14 protein-coding genes and 1 tRNA gene are annotated in these 14614 nt (G+C 59.7%); 6 read left to right on the top strand and 9 right to left on the bottom strand.

Annotated elements, in window-relative coordinates; translation table 11 throughout:
- Positions 1-116: 116 nt before the first annotated feature.
- The 7 genes from ACTG2W_RS05085 to hinT form a co-directional block, all read right to left on the bottom strand.
- Positions 117-551: a hypothetical protein gene (locus ACTG2W_RS05085; protein WP_005334044.1), complete on the bottom strand. Its 435-nt coding sequence runs from the start codon at positions 549-551 to the stop codon at positions 117-119.
- A 96-nt stretch (positions 552-647) separates the two neighbouring features.
- The gene (locus ACTG2W_RS05080) at positions 648-1505 is read right to left on the bottom strand and encodes a DUF6279 family lipoprotein (protein WP_440016081.1); all 858 of its coding nucleotides are present in this window, start codon (positions 1503-1505) and stop codon (positions 648-650) included.
- Between the two features lie 3 nt (positions 1506-1508).
- Positions 1509-2354 carry a phosphotransferase gene (locus ACTG2W_RS05075; RefSeq protein ID WP_440016080.1) on the bottom strand — a complete coding sequence of 282 codons (846 nt, stop codon included), beginning with the start codon at positions 2352-2354 and terminating at the stop codon, positions 1509-1511.
- Positions 2344-2940 carry a penicillin-binding protein activator LpoB gene (gene lpoB, locus ACTG2W_RS05070; RefSeq protein ID WP_245147855.1) on the bottom strand — a complete coding sequence of 199 codons (597 nt, stop codon included), beginning with the start codon at positions 2938-2940 and terminating at the stop codon, positions 2344-2346. Before lpoB ends, ACTG2W_RS05075 begins: the two co-directional genes overlap by 11 nt.
- Positions 2940-3338 carry a YcfL family protein gene (locus tag ACTG2W_RS05065; RefSeq protein ID WP_005334038.1) on the bottom strand — a complete coding sequence of 133 codons (399 nt, stop codon included), beginning with the start codon at positions 3336-3338 and terminating at the stop codon, positions 2940-2942. The genes lpoB and ACTG2W_RS05065 overlap by 1 nt, the downstream gene beginning before the upstream one ends.
- An 83-nt stretch (positions 3339-3421) precedes the next feature.
- Positions 3422-4858, bottom strand: a complete 1437-nt coding sequence (locus tag ACTG2W_RS05060; protein WP_245147856.1) for a COG3014 family protein — start codon at positions 4856-4858, stop codon at positions 3422-3424.
- The gene (gene hinT, locus ACTG2W_RS05055) at positions 4858-5208 is read right to left on the bottom strand and encodes a purine nucleoside phosphoramidase (RefSeq protein WP_021231009.1); all 351 of its coding nucleotides are present in this window, start codon (positions 5206-5208) and stop codon (positions 4858-4860) included. The genes ACTG2W_RS05060 and hinT overlap by 1 nt, the downstream gene beginning before the upstream one ends.
- 252 nt (positions 5209-5460) lie before the next feature.
- Between hinT and ACTG2W_RS05050 the strand changes: the two genes are divergently transcribed.
- Positions 5461-7473, top strand: a complete 2013-nt coding sequence (locus ACTG2W_RS05050; protein WP_100646263.1) for a methyl-accepting chemotaxis protein — start codon at positions 5461-5463, stop codon at positions 7471-7473.
- 70 nt (positions 7474-7543) lie between these two features.
- Here the strand turns inward: ACTG2W_RS05050 and ACTG2W_RS05045 are convergent, their stop codons facing one another.
- Positions 7544-8419, bottom strand: a complete 876-nt coding sequence (locus tag ACTG2W_RS05045) for a 6-pyruvoyl trahydropterin synthase family protein (protein WP_005334030.1) — start codon at positions 8417-8419, stop codon at positions 7544-7546.
- A gap of 80 nt (positions 8420-8499) precedes the next feature.
- Between ACTG2W_RS05045 and ACTG2W_RS05040 the strand changes: the two genes are divergently transcribed.
- The 5 genes from ACTG2W_RS05040 (at position 8500) to ACTG2W_RS05020 (ending at position 13868) form a co-directional block, all read left to right on the top strand.
- Positions 8500-9843, top strand: a complete 1344-nt coding sequence (locus ACTG2W_RS05040) for a dihydroorotase (RefSeq protein WP_047437398.1) — start codon at positions 8500-8502, stop codon at positions 9841-9843.
- 112 nt (positions 9844-9955) lie between these two features.
- Positions 9956-10032: transfer RNA gene (locus ACTG2W_RS05035), tRNA-Pro, on the top strand.
- Positions 10033-10248: 216 nt separating this feature from the next.
- On the top strand, positions 10249-10680 hold the full coding sequence (locus tag ACTG2W_RS05030; protein ID WP_041235087.1) for a CC0125/CC1285 family lipoprotein: 432 nt from the start codon (positions 10249-10251) through the stop codon (positions 10678-10680).
- A gap of 204 nt (positions 10681-10884) precedes the next feature.
- Positions 10885-12144, top strand: a complete 1260-nt coding sequence (locus ACTG2W_RS05025; protein WP_005334018.1) for a dicarboxylate/amino acid:cation symporter — start codon at positions 10885-10887, stop codon at positions 12142-12144.
- Positions 12145-12248: 104 nt separating this feature from the next.
- Positions 12249-13868 (top strand): methyl-accepting chemotaxis protein, encoded by a 1620-nt coding sequence (locus ACTG2W_RS05020; protein WP_047437401.1) that lies wholly within the window; start codon positions 12249-12251, stop codon positions 13866-13868.
- Positions 13869-13936: 68 nt separating this feature from the next.
- On the opposite strand, the gene ACTG2W_RS05015 is transcribed toward ACTG2W_RS05020, so the two are convergent.
- Positions 13937-14539, bottom strand: a complete 603-nt coding sequence (locus ACTG2W_RS05015) for a DUF924 family protein (protein ID WP_440016079.1) — start codon at positions 14537-14539, stop codon at positions 13937-13939.
- Positions 14540-14614 lie beyond the last annotated feature (75 nt).

Here is a 14614-nt window from a genome sequence, read left to right as displayed (position 1 = left end):
ACAACAAGGCTCGGCAAGGCGCAAAAAATGGGATGCATCAGATGCGGATCAGGCAGCCGCCGGATCCGTCAGGAAGAGGAGATGAGCAAACAGTGGATGTGCCAGCCCCTCCGGGGTCAGGCGCTCAGATAGCTCTGGGTGAAGCGATATTGCAGATGTTGGCGCTGTAGATGGCGCCGGTGGATCGCACCGAAGCGATCGCGAAAACTCTGTTTGTGATAGAGCTCGGGTGCCAGCATCAGCCAGCCGAGCAGCAACAGCAGGATGGCTTGGGCCGACCAGCTCTGGATCAGCTCGTAGACCACACTCTTGGGCTGGTTGTCACTGCGCAGGGATTGTTCGAGACGCAGCAGGTGATTCTGATGGCTGCCGACAAACTTGATGATGCCATCATCGCTGTCGCTAAGCTGATTGAACACCTGAGTCTGCTGCTGTTCACTCTGGGGAGATGCGGGTAGCAGCGGGCCTTCCATTCGGGCGATGGAACAAAGCAGGGTGAGGGCGATAACCAGAGTTACCAGCACCAGTTTTACTTTGTCGATAAGGCGCAAAAAGTTAATTCCCGATAAATAGAAAGGGCAAACTACCATAAGCGCCCGGTTTGAACAAGGTTGCCCCGGGCGCATGGCACCATTCGATGCCGCTCGTCAGCTGCTGCTCATCTGCTTGAAGTCGCGGGCATAACCCTTGAGCAGGGAGTAGAGATGGGCCCGCTGGGAGATATCCAGCGACTGGCTCATGGCGCTCAGCCAGTTGACGGTACGCTGGCGCGACTGTTCGGTATAGCCGGTAAAGCGGCCATCCATCAGCCCATCCCCCTCGGCCAGCAGGTCGGTCAGTTCACGGGTAAAGTCGGGACTCTGGCGCTGCTTCATCAGCCTGTCCAGCTCCTGGGTCCAAGACTCCTGAAACTCGAGCCAGGGGGGCATCAGCTCGTATTGCCATTCGGCCCACTGGGCCACCAGTGGCGCCTGTGCCGGTTTCACCTCGCCAATCCAGAACTCGAGCCGCTTGTTCATCTTGTCGCGAAACTCCGCCAGCATCTGCTCTTTGGGCTCAGTGGCAAAGTCCTTTTGCCGCTCCTGTTGCCGCTTGACCCGATCGGTCATAAAGCGGGCCACCTGCTCATCGGTCAGGGTGCGCGCCAGCCTGACCGCGCGGGGGATAGTATTTTCCAGCGTGCGGGTCAGGCTCTGCTGCACCGCATCGAGATTGGTCGAGATCTGCTCCGGCGTCATGGGGCTGGCCACCGCCTTGGCCAGTGCATCGAGATCCCTGGCGTAGCGCGGCAGCTCGTGCTGGCGGTGCCAGGCCATCAGCCCCTTCACTTCGCGGCTGAGCAGATCCTTCTGCGAATAGGAGAGGGCAAAGTAGTCATCCAGCTGCCAGATGATGGCGGTATCGAGCCAGTAGTAGATCACCCGGGTGGAGCAGCCGGTCAGCAGCAGGCCGATCAGCAGCAGACCCCAGGTTTTCGGCTTGTGCCAGCGCACCTTGTTTATCATCTGTTACTCCAGTCGTTGCCGGTTGATGGCGATCAGGGTGTCATAGTCGAGTGAGGGCTGTTGCTCTGCCATCAGCAGGGCCCAGAGCAGGCCGATATAGTCGACCCAGGGTAAAAATGCCTCGCTCTGAAAATCGGGCCACTGGTGGCGCGGCACGGCCTGCAGATAGTGCGCTTCCAGCTCGTCGCGCCGCTCGGCGGGCCACTCATGGGTGCGCTGGATGCTGGCGAGCTCAAAGCCGGGGTGACCTGCCGCGCCATACTCCCAGTCGATGACCCAGGGTTTGCTTCCCAACAAGTTAGCCGGATTGAGATCATGGTGGCAAGGGCGCCAGCAATCATTTGGCTCACTGCTGGCGAGCAAGCTCCGCTCCAGGGCGGGCAGCCAGGAAGGAATTCGGGCCAGTCGGGCGCGATAGCCTGCGGCGTGGGCTCGCACCGCCATCACCACCGCAGGCAGCGGCAGGCGATGGAGCTTGCGCAGCACCTCAGCCAGCAGACGGGGCTGATCGGCTTCCGGTGGCGCCGCGTGTACCCAGCTTGGCTCATCGCACCATTCGAGCAGCATCAGACCGCTGGCGGGATCGCCATAGTGGCAAGACAGTGCCAACCCTTCGCCCATCGCCCCCTGATAAAGCTGCCACTCGGTGGGACGGTCGATACCAAGGCGCACCGGGTCGGAGTGGCCCTGACGCAAAAAGTAACTGCGCCCCGAGGGGAGGCGCAGTCGATAGTTGCAGTTGGTCAGGCCTAACCCGAGTGGTTCCAGCTGCCCCTCCCGCCAGGGGGCGGGCAGGCTGGCCAGTAGCGGATCACAGTTGCCTGTCAGCGGGAGCCTGTTACCAGCCAAAGGTGGACTTCTTCGCCTGCTTGCGGATCTCTTTCTGATCGGCCCACAGCAGTTCGCCGTTTTGCAGATCCATCAGGTTCATGGTCATCTGGTAGTAGACATCCTTCACCTTGCCATTGTCCTTGACGATGCTGGCGAGGTTGCCATAGACCATGTAGCGGGCACCGGTCTGCTTGCCAAGCCGCACCATGGAGGCAGGATCCACCATGCCGCTGCTCTGCTGGTATTCGAGCTGCTGCTTGACAGCGGCCACCTTGCTCATGTCGACGAAGCGGAACTTGCCGGCCCGCAGCAACTTGGTGCGGATGGTATCGGTGATGGCTTCGGTATCGATGTGCTCGGAGGTCTTGTTGCGGATAGAGTCCATAAACATCACCGGACGACCGCCTGCGGTGATCTCGCTGGTGGCAGGGGAGGCGAGCATGGAGTCCGCCATCTTGTCGGCGATGGCCTGCAGATCGCTTGAGCCGTAATCGACGGTGACGGTTTCGGTTTCAGTGGGATCGCCATAGCTGACCATGGTGCTGGAGCAGCCGCCCAAGAGCAATGCAGAGGTCAATATCAGCAGGGCATGATTCATTTTCATCAGTAGGATTCCTCAATCACTTCGCGTACGTAAATCCGGTAACCCTGCGCCGCCGGGCTGGGCGCCAGGGCCGAGAGGGTGCGGGTCTGATAGCCATGCAGCTTGATGGGGGTCCAGCCGCGGCCATCGCTGGCGACCTCCTGACCGGCCTCATCATACCAATAGAAGATATATTGCAGCTTGTTATCGCCGCGCTGGGTGCTGGCGGCGGCCACATTGACCTGCAGCAGGCCATTTTGCTGGCGGCGGCTCAGCTCGGTCAGGGTGACGTTGACGTTTTGATGCTGCTCCAGCGTGGGAGCACCGCCCGCCGGGCCATAGAGCGCCACGCCGGAGGTGTTGGTGGCGCAGCCGGTCAGCAGCAGCGCGAGCCCGAGGGCCAACCCGTATGCTTTCATCTTGCTCTCCTTAATCGGGGTGAGTGGGGCCGCGTGTGTGCCTGCCCGGTTAATTGTCTTGCTCATCTCTCTTCGCCGTCTGCTCAGAGCGGCATCACCCGGGTGGTCAGACCGGCGCCGAGGCGCTGTACCCAGACCAGGGTGATGCGTCCCTTGTGGATGGTGAGCGGCAATTGCCGCTGGGCTGCCCCCGCGCCCAGGGTGAGATTGATGTCACCTGCCGGCACTATTCCCTGCCAGCTCGATGCCTGAGCTGGCAGCGTCAGCCAGCTGCGGGTATCGGCCCGCTCGGAGAGGGTGTTGAAGATCCCCACCAGAATATTGCCCACATCGCCTCCCTCTTTGGCGGCGGTGCGGCGCATCTGCTCCTTGGCCACCAGCCGCAGCGCCTGGCGGGTCAGCATGCCGGGCAGCCGCTCCTGCAGATCTTTGGCGGCCAGCGCTTCCAGCCTGACCAGCTCGCTGGTCTGCTCGACCCGCTTGCCGACTTCCACCGTCAGCGGGCCGGTGTCGCTGGCCCGATTATCGTAATAGGGGATGGCGACGGTAAAGGTGCGAAAATCGCCGCGGGAGGTGGAGATGGGGAGCGGCAGGAACAGTTCGCGCCGTGCCGGGATCAAACCATCTTCAAACAGCACCACCAGTTGGCCTTGATCTTTTGCAAGCGGCGGTGCTTTGCGGCCTATCTTTTTCTCGGTCTCGCGGATCTCGTCCGGTGAGCCACGCAGCACAGCCAGACGCAGCAAGGCATCTTGCAGGCTGCGGTTGTCCGGCGCTATCTGGTAGCCGCGCTGATAGTCGACCCAGGCATCGTTGAGATCCCCGGCCGCCTCATAGAGCACGGCGGAAAAATAGAAGGTGTAGGCGTTCTGAAAACCGTTTTTGACCTTGCCGATCAACCGGTCGAGATCCGGTGCGCCGCGCGACATCAGCTGGCGCATCTCGTCTTCTGCTTCGGCCTCTTCGCTCTCATCCTTCGCCTTGCGCACCTCATCGGCTCGCCGTTTCAGGGCCTGCTCCTGCACCTGATTGGCCCGGCGCACCTCCACCAAGGCACCATCGGCATCTCCCCGTTGCAGGTAGTTGAGGGCCAGATAGTGGTGCAGCATGGTGCGTTCGTAATCGGGAGTACGATAGGCCATCGACTGATCGTTGGTGAGCAGACTGCCCACCTGATCCAGACCGTGGCTCAGCCGGTATTCGGCCTGATTGTCTTCCCACTGAAGGCGGCTGTCGGCGGCGGTGAACGCCTGCTTGCTGCCCGCATCCTGACCCGCCAGCCAAGCAATGCGCCCCTGTTCGAGCCGATCCAGCACAAAGGTGTCATCCCCAAGGGTGGAGTCGCGCACTTCGGGTAGCACCTCGGCGGCATGGCCCAGCAGCAGCTGGTTGCGCAGGGGCACCATCTGATCGGAGTAGGAGACGAACATATCCTGCCAGCGGGAGGCGCAGCCTCCCAGCAACAGCAGGGCGCCGCAGAGCAACAGGGCGCTGCGGCAGGTTGAGGCGTGGCGATTCATTACAGGCTGAGCAGCGGTCCCAGCGGCTGGCCACCGACCAGATGCATGTGGATGTGGTAGACCTCCTGCCCGCCGTGGCGGTTGCAGTTCATGATGAGGCGGTAGCCATCTTCGGCGATGCCCGCCTCGCTTGCCAGTTTGCGGGCCACGGTGAACATCCGGCCAAGGGCCAGTTCATGTTCGGCTTCCACGTCATTGACGGTGGGGATCAGCACATTGGGGATGATCAGAATATGGGTTTTGGCCTTGGGCTGGATATCCCGGAATGCGGTGACCAGATCGTCTTGATAAAGGATGTCGGCGGGGATCTCTTTACGGATGATTTTGCTGAAAATGGTTTCTTGCGCCATGGCTAACTCCCTTATATGAAACAGAAAATTGAACTAGAACCCCAAGCGGCTCCCGAAAGGGGGGCGAGCAGCACGCCAAGTGTGACACAAGCCGACATTTGACACAGCTGATGTCCCATTCCCTTCAGTTATTGTTAAAAATACCGATAGCCAGAGGGACGTCATCTGCAGCGCCTGTTCAGGGTGGTCTGCAGGGTATCAAAAGGACGGGGTACTCAGGCAAGGGACTTTTGCATATACAGCGGGACAATAATGAAACAAACAATGTCGGATCTCTCCATCTTGCAGCGAGTCTACCTTGGCTTCGCGATCCTGGTGGCCGTGATGGTGGCCAGTTCACTGCTCACATTTCGTAGTCAGGAGACTCTGGGGAACGCACTGGAGCAGGTGACCCAGCAGTCGATGCCGCTGGTGATTGCCAGCAGCCAGACCCAGATCACCCTGCTCAGCGCCAACAAGTGGCTGGGGGATGTGCTCACCGAGCAGGACCCCAAACAGCTGCCGGCCGAAGTGGCCGAACTGAAACAGGCCAAGGCTGCGGTGGGCAAGAGCCTCGACGTCTTGCGCCAGCAGGTCGCCCACCACCCCGAACTGCAAGGGGAGATGAGCAGCCTCAGCCAACAGGTCGACAGCTACCTGCAACTGACCGATACCCTGCCAGGCGAACATGAGGCGCTGCTCACCCGGCTGCACAAGGTCAATCTGGCCAAGGGGCAGTTTCAGGTCAGTCTGCCCCAGTTCAAGAAGAGTCTGGGTGACATGATGGTCACCATCGACGACAGCTTTATCAAGATGCTCTCAGAGACCCTGACCACCAAGCTCTCCGCCATCGAACTCTCCACCATGGACGCCCTCAACCAGACCATTCCGGCTCCCATCGAAGGGGCGCTCAAGCGCAACAAGATGCAGATCGAGGGGTTCAACAGCACCATCAAGGATCTGCAGGGGGAGCTGAAGAACTTCGAGAACGACATGGGCCACTATGTTCACGGCTTTGTGCGCGACACCACCGCAAGCGAAGGCGTGCTCTCCCAGTATCTGGCGCTGATGAAGCAGCAGGAACAGATGCGGGAGAAGAGCAAGCAGGCGAGCGCTCTCATCGTCGAGATCCAGAACCGGCTTGAGCGGATCACCGGCCAGAGTCAGCAGCTGATGAGTCAAAGCATTCAGCACGCCAAAGCCACACAGAGCCAGAGCACCCTGACCCAGGGAACCAGCATCGTAGTCGCCATCCTGATCGCCATGCTGGTGGCTTATACCCTGGGCAAGGCCATTCGCCGTCCGCTCAGGGAGCTGCTGCGGGTGCTGACCGAAGTGACCCAGGGCGACATGACCCAGCGCATCGGTTTTCAGAGCAAGAATGAATTTGGTCAGCTGGGCAGCCAGATCAACCTGCTGATTGCCCAGATGGGGGAGGTGCTGGCGCAGCTTTCACAAGCGTCTGCCCAGCTTAACGATGCCGCCCACGGCAATCGCCACACCACCGAATCAGTGCGGGCGGATCTGGAGAAACAGCGGCAGGAGACCGCCTCGGTTGCCGCCGCCATGACCCAGATGGAGGCCTCGGTGCGGGAGGTGGCGCAGGCTGCCAACCAGACTCTGGAGCGGGTGCAGGATGTGGAGAAGGCCTCCGAGATGGGACGCAAGGTGATGGCAGGCAATATCACCACCACTCATCAACTGGCGGGCAAGCTGCAACAGACCGGCAAGGTGATTGGTGATGTGAGCGCCATGAGCAGCCAGATTGGCAACATCCTCGATGTCATTCGAGGCATCGCCGAGCAGACCAATCTGCTGGCCCTCAACGCCGCCATCGAAGCGGCGCGGGCCGGCGAGCAGGGGCGCGGATTTGCGGTGGTGGCGGATGAGGTGCGCAGTCTGGCGGGCCGCACCGCCCAGTCCACAAGCGAGATCCAGACCATGATCGAGAACCTGCAGCAGGGAGTCGCCAAGGCGGTGACCGTGATGCAAGAGTGCTCTCGCGAGATGGACAGCTGCGTGGATCAGAGTTCTCACGCCAACAACGCCATGGAGGAAGTGCAGGGGATTGTGGTGCTGATCAGTGACATGTCGAGCCAGATCGCCTCTGCCGCCGAGCAGCAGCAGGCCACCAGCGCCGATATCGCCACCAACCTCAACCGCATCTCCGATATCTCGGATCTCAACTATCAGGGGATCGAGCGGGTAGCCGAGACCAGCCAGCAGCTGGACTCCCTTGCCGAGCAGCAGGAGAGCCTGGTCAAGCGCTTCCGCCTCAGCGCTTGATGGTTGCATGTTGAAATAGAGAAGGCCCTGCAGATGCGGGGCCTTGTTATTGTGGTAGTCAACGCAGAAATCACGCGTAGGCAATCGCGCCCTTGCCGACCCCTTCATAGGCGACAATCTTGACGAACTTGTCGCCCACCATCTTCTTCACTTCGCGGGCGATGTAGCAGGCCAGCAGCTCGACCGTGGTGTCGGTGTCGATCATCTCCACCTCGGCGCTGGGGATGGCCAGCTGGAACAGCCCTTGCGGCGCCACATATTTGAAGCCGCAGTGATGCTCGCCAAGCTGGGCATTGGCGCGGGGGCTCAAAGCGAGCTCGGTCAGCGCCACCTTGTCCTCCTCGGTGCCGAGGTAGATATCCCCCCAGCGTTCGGCCCAGTTGAGCTCAAGCTCCTGGTCGCGCTCGCCATCGACGTGGATCTCGATGGGAGAGCGGTGGCCGTGGGCTATGCGCTGACAGTTGCCATCGTGCTTTTTCAGGCCGTGGCTGTAGTGGTAGAAGGCGCCGGTGATCGCCTCCTGACGCAGGGTCAGGGAGAGATCCTTGATATTGCCCGGCAGCCGTTTGGCCAGTACCGCCAGCAGGTAGCGGGTCACCGACTCTTTATCAACTTGCGGGGCCGGGATAAAGGCAAAGCCCTGGGATGGGCAGCGCAGATGGATGGAGCGACCCGGGCGCAGCAGATCCACTGTGCTTTCGTTACCATCCAGTGTCTCGACGTGGATCAGCGGGCACTCGGTCGGCACCAGCAGCTTGTGGTCCACCTCTTCATCGATGATCGACTTGATCAGCTTCTTTACCCGGCCAAAGTCCAGCAGCATGCTCATTTCGTTGAGCTCACCGCTCATTTCGATATCTACCATCCAGCTCTCGCCCACCATGCCGCGGCGTTCGCACAGGTAGCTGGAGTCGATCACGGTCAAATCTCTTACAAATAACTTCATCAGTCAGGCCTTGCTACAGAGAAAGGGCAGTTTTGCGCTATTATGACCCGCGATTATCGGCAAAGGAACTGGAACCCCCCATGAACAAACTGCTTATCAAGAATGCCACCCTGGTCAACGAAGGCCGCATCTATGCCTCCGATGTGTTGATCGAGGGGGAACGGATTGCCCGCATCGCCCCGGATATCGAGGCGCCCGATGCGCTGGTGATCGATGCCGCAGGTCGCCATCTCATCCCCGGAATGATCGATGATCAGGTCCACTTCCGGGAGCCGGGATTGACCCACAAGGGGACTATCGCCAGCGAATCCCGCGCCGCCGTCGCCGGTGGCACCACCAGTTTCATGGAAATGCCCAACGTCAATCCCCAGACCACCACCCTCGACGCCCTCGAAGCCAAATACCAGATCGCCGCCAACTCCTCCGTCGCCAACTACAGCTTCTATCTCGGTGCCACCAACGACAACCTTGAAGAGATCAAGCGTCTCGATCCCAAGCAGTCCTGCGGGGTCAAGGTGTTTATGGGCTCCTCGACCGGCAACATGCTGGTGGACAATCAGGAGACCCTGGCGGCCATCTTCCGCGAAAGTCCGGTGATGATCGTGACCCACTGCGAAGACACTCCGACCATCGCCAAGGCCGAAGAGGCGGCGCGGGCCAAGTGGGGCGAGAATGTGCCGATGGGCGAGCACGGCCGCATTCGCAGCGACGAAGCGTGCTACAAATCCTCCAGCATGGCGGTGGCGCTGGCGAAAAAATACGGTGCCAAGCTGCACGTGCTGCATCTGACCTCGGCCAAGGAGCTGTCGCTGTTTACCGCCAGCCACGATCTGAGCGAGTTGAAAGACAAGAACATCACCGCTGAGGTGTGCGTTCACCACCTCTTCTTCAATGAAGCCGATTACGAGACCCAGGGCAGCCTGATCAAGTGCAACCCTGCGGTGAAGAGTGCTGCCGACCAGCAGGCGCTGCTGGATGCGGTACGCAACGATGTGCTCGACATCATCGCCACCGACCACGCGCCCCACACCTGGGAAGAGAAGCAGAACAGCTACTTCAAGGCGCCGTCTGGCGTACCGTTGGTGCAGCACTCTTTGCAGGCGCTGCTGGAGCTCTACCACAACGGCGTGTTTACCCTGGAGACTATCGTCAAGAAGACCTCCCACGCGGTGGCCGAGCGCTTCCAGGTGCAGGATCGCGGTTATATCCGCGAGGGCTACTTCGCCGATCTGGTGCTGCTGGATCTGGGCAAGCCCTATGTGGTCAACGATGACAACATCCTCTACCACTGTGGCTGGTCGCCCTTCAACGGCTACCGCTTCCACAGCACGGTGGAGATGACGCTGGTGAACGGCCAGATCGCCTGGCAAAACGGGCTGGTGACTGACCAGATCCTGGGCAAGCGGCTGACGTTTAACCGCTGATTGTTCGCAAAGCAGGCGAACGCACCGTGGCTTAGGAATTGGCGGCGTTTCCCTGTTGACAGGGCAGGGTCATCTCCATAAACTCTGCCCCCGTCAGCCGAGCTGACTCCGTCGGTGTGTAGCGCAGCCAGGTAGCGCATCTGCATGGGGTGTAGAGGGTCGGAGGTTCGAATCCTCTCACACCGACCAAATTCCCCGGTAAAGGCCTTGTCAAACGACAAGGCCTTTTCTTTTGCCTGCTATTTGCCGCACAGGCGCGAAGCCAGTGGTGATGCACGCTGGTCGCTGCTGGCGCGAGCGGATTGTGCAGCCACCGCGCTTTATGGTGTAGTAACGATTCTGTTGCTCATTTGCCTGGCGAGGCGTCTCGTGTCTGCATCCGTATCTAAACCCTGTTGTCTGCTGATGCTCACCCTGCTGCTGGTGGGCTGCGCCACCCCTTATGAGAGTGAAAAGTCGTTCTGGAACGGCCAGACCGGTTTTTCCCAGACCCGGCTTGGCCCGGACAAGTGGCAACTGGAGTTTGTCGGCAACGATCTGGTGGACAGGGAGACCGCCCGCAAATATGTGCTCAAGCGGGCAGGGGAGCTGGCACTGGCAGAGGGTTACTCCTGGCTTAAGGTCGATGAGCTGACCATTAACCGCGATGCCGTCAGGGTGACCCCATCACGGCCGATCTTCGGCTTTGACGAAGATGAACCTGATCTCTTTATGGCCCAGATGCAGGTGCAGCATACCATCTCGGCGCTGCTCACTTTTCGCCTGTTGCCACGGGCACTCGATGAGCGAACTCTGAATGCGAAATATCTCGCCGAAATCAAAATAAACAGTGATTAATATTGGTGATTTGCAAGATCTATATCACATACACCTAATGGCAGGATAAAATTCTGGATAAAGCCTCTAGATTTACCCCCTGCTTTTAGGCATTCTCCCAGCATACCAGCCGCCAGGAATCAACGGCTCGGATCACAAAAACGGACTGTAGTGGCTCCCACGCCACTGTTTATGGCTTGCACCAATCAAAACCGGGACTCCCCCATGAAAATGAATAAACTGACGGTCGCCATCCTCATCTCCATGATGTTTGGTATCCTCACCGGCCAGGGCTATCGGATGTTTGCCGCAGATCAGGCTGCGGATTTCGCCAATAACATCACGATCCTGACCGATATCTTCCTGCGCCTGATCAAGATGATCATCGCTCCCCTGGTCTTCACTACCCTGGTGGTCGGTATCGCCAAGATGGGCGACACCCGCACCGTGGGGCGTATCGGTGCCAAGACCCTCGGCTGGTTTATGCTGGCCTCCCTGATGTCCCTGAGCCTGGGTCTGGTGATGGTGACCCTGATGCAGCCGGGTGTGGGTCTCTCGCTCTCCCTGCCCAATGACACAGCCAGCTCGGGCATTGCTGCCGGTGCCATTACCCTGAAAGATTTTGTGACCCACGCCATCCCCAAGAGCGTGGTCGAGGCGATGGCCACCAACGAGATCCTGCAGATCGTGGTCTTCTCCCTCTTCTTCGGTCTGGCTGCCGCCGCGCTCGGCGATCTGGCCAAGCCGGTGGTGGTGCTGATGGCCAGCGCTGCCGAGATCATGCTGAAAGTGACCGGCTATGTGATGAACTTTGCGCCGTTCGCGGTATTTGGCGCCATCGCGGCCATGGTGGCCAAAGAGGGGCTGGGTATTCTGGTCACCTACGGCAGCTTTATGGCCCAGTTCTATATCGCGCTGGCCTGCCTCTGGCTGCTGCTGATCGCCATGGGCAGCGTCTTCCTGCGTGGTCGCGTCATCAAACTGCTGGCGATGATCCGCGAGCCGATCCTGCTCGCCTTCTCGACCGCCAGCTCCGAAGCGGCCTATCCGAAGACCCTGGATCGTCTGGAGAAGTTCGGTTGTGACAAGCGCATCGCCAGCTTCGTGCTGCCGATGGGTTACTCCTTCAACCTCGACGGCTCCATGATGTACTGCACCTTCGCGGTAATGTTCATCGCCCAGGCGTATGGCATCGAGCTCTCCATGGCCCAGCAGATCACCATGCTGTTGCTGCTGATGGTCACCTCCAAGGGGATGGCCGGGGTACCGCGCGCCTCTCTGGTGGTGATTGCCGCCACCCTGAACCAGTTCCATATTCCGGAAGCGGGCATCCTGCTGCTGCTGGGGATCGACCACTTCCTCGACATGGGCCGCTCAGCCACTAACGTGTTGGGCAACGCCATCGCCGCCAGTGTAGTTGCCAAGACCGAAGACAGTCTGGGTGAAACCGTCGCGCTGGGCGAGAGTGAGCCAGCCAAAGCCTGATCACAACGCCATGAAAAATAAACAACAACGGCCCGCCAATGCGGGCCGTTGTTGTTTATGGCTCGTCTACACTGCTAGATAGTTTTCATCTGGAGTGTACGGTTATGAACATTGCTCGTCGGCTTCAACTGATAGCGCTGCTGGTTATGCTGGCGCTTGTTTTCCTCAGCTGGTTCAGTATCAACCGCCTTGGGGCTGGCAATCGAGACTTGAGCTATGTGACGGACAATACGGTGCCCAGTATTGCGCTGATCAAGGAGGTGCAAGCTGCGTTCTATGAGCTGCACTCCCGGGTTCAAAGCCATATCCTCAACACAGACAATGACAAGATGCAGCAGATAGAAGTGGATATTGCCGAGCATCGCAAACAGATCAATTCGCAACTGGAGAAATATAAAGCAGAGATGCTCTCCAATGACGAAGACCGACGCCTGACCGACGATGATCAGCGCATTATTGCGCAATATTATCAGGAGATAGACAAGGTTCTGCAGCTCTCCCACCAAAACAAAAACGACGAAGCGCGAGACATGCTGGCAGGAGAAGCCACCAGAGTGTTCCAGCAATTTGCCAAGGCAATCGAGCTTCATGTCAACTTCAATATGGATTTGGGACTGGCGCTCAAGAAGCAGGGCCAGGAGAATTATGACAACAGCCTGCAAACCCTGTTGTTTATCGCCGGTGGTGCCACCGTACTGACGATGGGGCTGTTTGTCTGGTTGTTCAATCAGGTGGCCAACCCCCTTCGTACCGCCATGGATACCCTGACCCGGATCCAGCGCGACCTCAACTTTACCCTGAGAGCAGATGTGAAACAGCAGGATGAGATTGGCCTGACCCTCAATGCGGTCAACCGGCTGCTCGATACGCTGCAACAGACATTTACCGAATTTTCCGTAGGCAGCTTGCAGATCAAGAGCACTGCCGAATCCCTCTCTCAGGCAGCGCAGCACCTGGCCAGCTCGGCTAATCAGGCCAATGATGCCACCAGTCTGATAGCCGCCGGTGTGGAAGAGATGACGGTCAGTATCACAGATATCTCCCAGCGTACTCAGGAGACGAGCCGCATCACCAACGAATCAGGGCAACTGGCGACCGAGGGAGGCCGGACCATCGAGCGCACCGTCCATGCCATCAACGAGATCGCCGACTCGATCCGGCAGGCCTCGGCCGAGGTCATTGCGCTGGGTGAGGGTATTTCGCGCATTGGCGGTGTGGTCAACGTGATCCGTGATGTGGCGGGGCAGACCAACTTGCTGGCCTTGAACGCGGCCATTGAAGCGGCGAGGGCCGGGGAGTCCGGCCGTGGCTTTGCGGTGGTGGCGGATGAGGTGCGCAAACTGGCAGAGCGGACGGCGCAATCCACCCAGGAGATCTCCGCTACGGTAGAGGCGATCCAGCAGGAGTCGAACAATACGGTCTCCCGCATGCATCTGGTGGAGGAGAAGGTGAGCCAGGGGGTCACCATGGCGACCGAGAGTGGTGCCATTATTGCCGAAATCCGCAGTGCGTCGCACCGGGTGATGGAGCAGGTGGGCGAGATCACCAATGCCATCCGCGAGCAGAGTTCGGCCGCCGAGTCGATTGCCCATCAGGTGGAGCAGATTGCTCAGGTCGTGCAGCAGACCAGCAGCACAGCGGAAGAGACCTCAGCCGCCGCCGAGGAGCTCAATGTCACCACCGAGAGCATCCACCAGCAGATATCCCGCTATCGCATTCAGTAACGCCGAGAGTTGTTATCCATCCGCTATCCCCGCCAGCCAGCTGGCGGGGATTTTTTTATATGGCTTGCTTAGAAGCCTGAGCCCGGTTGCTGCAAAAATGTCGCCTCTTCCGGTGTGCTGGTGCGACCCAGAATGTCGTTGCGGTGGGGGAAGCGGCCAAAGCGTTCGATGATCACCTGATGACGGCGGGCAAAGTCGGCAAATCCTGCGAAGGTCGCTTGCGCCGGTGTGCCAGCCTGCTCGGCAGCGAGTGCCTCGAACAGGGCCACACTTCTGGCCTGTTGTTCGCGGGATTCGGCATGCTCCAGCGGCAGATAGAAGAAGACCCGCTCCAGTGGCGAGAGGGATTTGTCCGCCCCGATGGATAGCCCTTTCAGGCAGAGATCCCGGGCCAGCGGATCCCGGACAAAGGCGGTGGGGGTACCGCGATGGATATTGCGCGGCAACTGGTCGAGTAGCAGGATCAGCGCCAGTCTGCCGTGGGGCAGATCCGCCCAGTCGGCCAGCTCCCCGTTGGCGGCCGCCTCTGCCTGCATGCCAAAGCGCCGGGCCAGGAGGGCATCGGTCTCGCGACTTTTGCCCCACCAGAGCGGGGCTTGTCGTTTGGCACGCAGGGCGTCGTCGGCCGGGTCGCCAAACCAGAAATCGAGCAGAGGTTGCCAGGGTTGCATGGGAACTCCTTGAGGTGATTCAGAGGGAACCAGGAACAAATGGCTCAGGGGTGCTGCCGAAACGGCGGCTTCTCG

This window comes from Aeromonas sp. 96A (genome assembly GCF_051919165.1).
Taxonomy (GTDB): Bacteria; Pseudomonadota; Gammaproteobacteria; order Enterobacterales; family Aeromonadaceae; genus Aeromonas; species Aeromonas veronii.
This window is presented reverse-complemented; position numbering and strand designations above follow the sequence as displayed.

Coding starts and splice junctions, on each gene's coding strand:
- ACTG2W_RS05080 (WP_440016081.1), bottom strand. CDS start 1,505: ATGATAAACAAGGTGCGCTGGCACAAGCCGAAAACCTGGGGTCTGCTG.
- lpoB (WP_245147855.1), bottom strand. CDS start 2,940: ATGAAAATGAATCATGCCCTGCTGATATTGACCTCTGCATTGCTCTTG.
- ACTG2W_RS05065 (WP_005334038.1), bottom strand. CDS start 3,338: ATGAAAGCATACGGGTTGGCCCTCGGGCTCGCGCTGCTGCTGACCGGC.
- ACTG2W_RS05060 (WP_245147856.1), bottom strand. CDS start 4,858: ATGAATCGCCACGCCTCAACCTGCCGCAGCGCCCTGTTGCTCTGCGGC.
- hinT (WP_021231009.1), bottom strand. CDS start 5,208: ATGGCGCAAGAAACCATTTTCAGCAAAATCATCCGTAAAGAGATCCCC.
- ACTG2W_RS05050 (WP_100646263.1), top strand. CDS start 5,461: ATGAAACAAACAATGTCGGATCTCTCCATCTTGCAGCGAGTCTACCTT.
- ACTG2W_RS05045 (WP_005334030.1), bottom strand. CDS start 8,419: ATGAAGTTATTTGTAAGAGATTTGACCGTGATCGACTCCAGCTACCTG.
- ACTG2W_RS05040 (WP_047437398.1), top strand. CDS start 8,500: ATGAACAAACTGCTTATCAAGAATGCCACCCTGGTCAACGAAGGCCGC.
- ACTG2W_RS05030 (WP_041235087.1), top strand. CDS start 10,249: ATGCTCACCCTGCTGCTGGTGGGCTGCGCCACCCCTTATGAGAGTGAA.
- ACTG2W_RS05025 (WP_005334018.1), top strand. CDS start 10,885: ATGAAAATGAATAAACTGACGGTCGCCATCCTCATCTCCATGATGTTT.
- ACTG2W_RS05020 (WP_047437401.1), top strand. CDS start 12,249: ATGAACATTGCTCGTCGGCTTCAACTGATAGCGCTGCTGGTTATGCTG.
- ACTG2W_RS05015 (WP_440016079.1), bottom strand. CDS start 14,539: ATGCAACCCTGGCAACCTCTGCTCGATTTCTGGTTTGGCGACCCGGCC.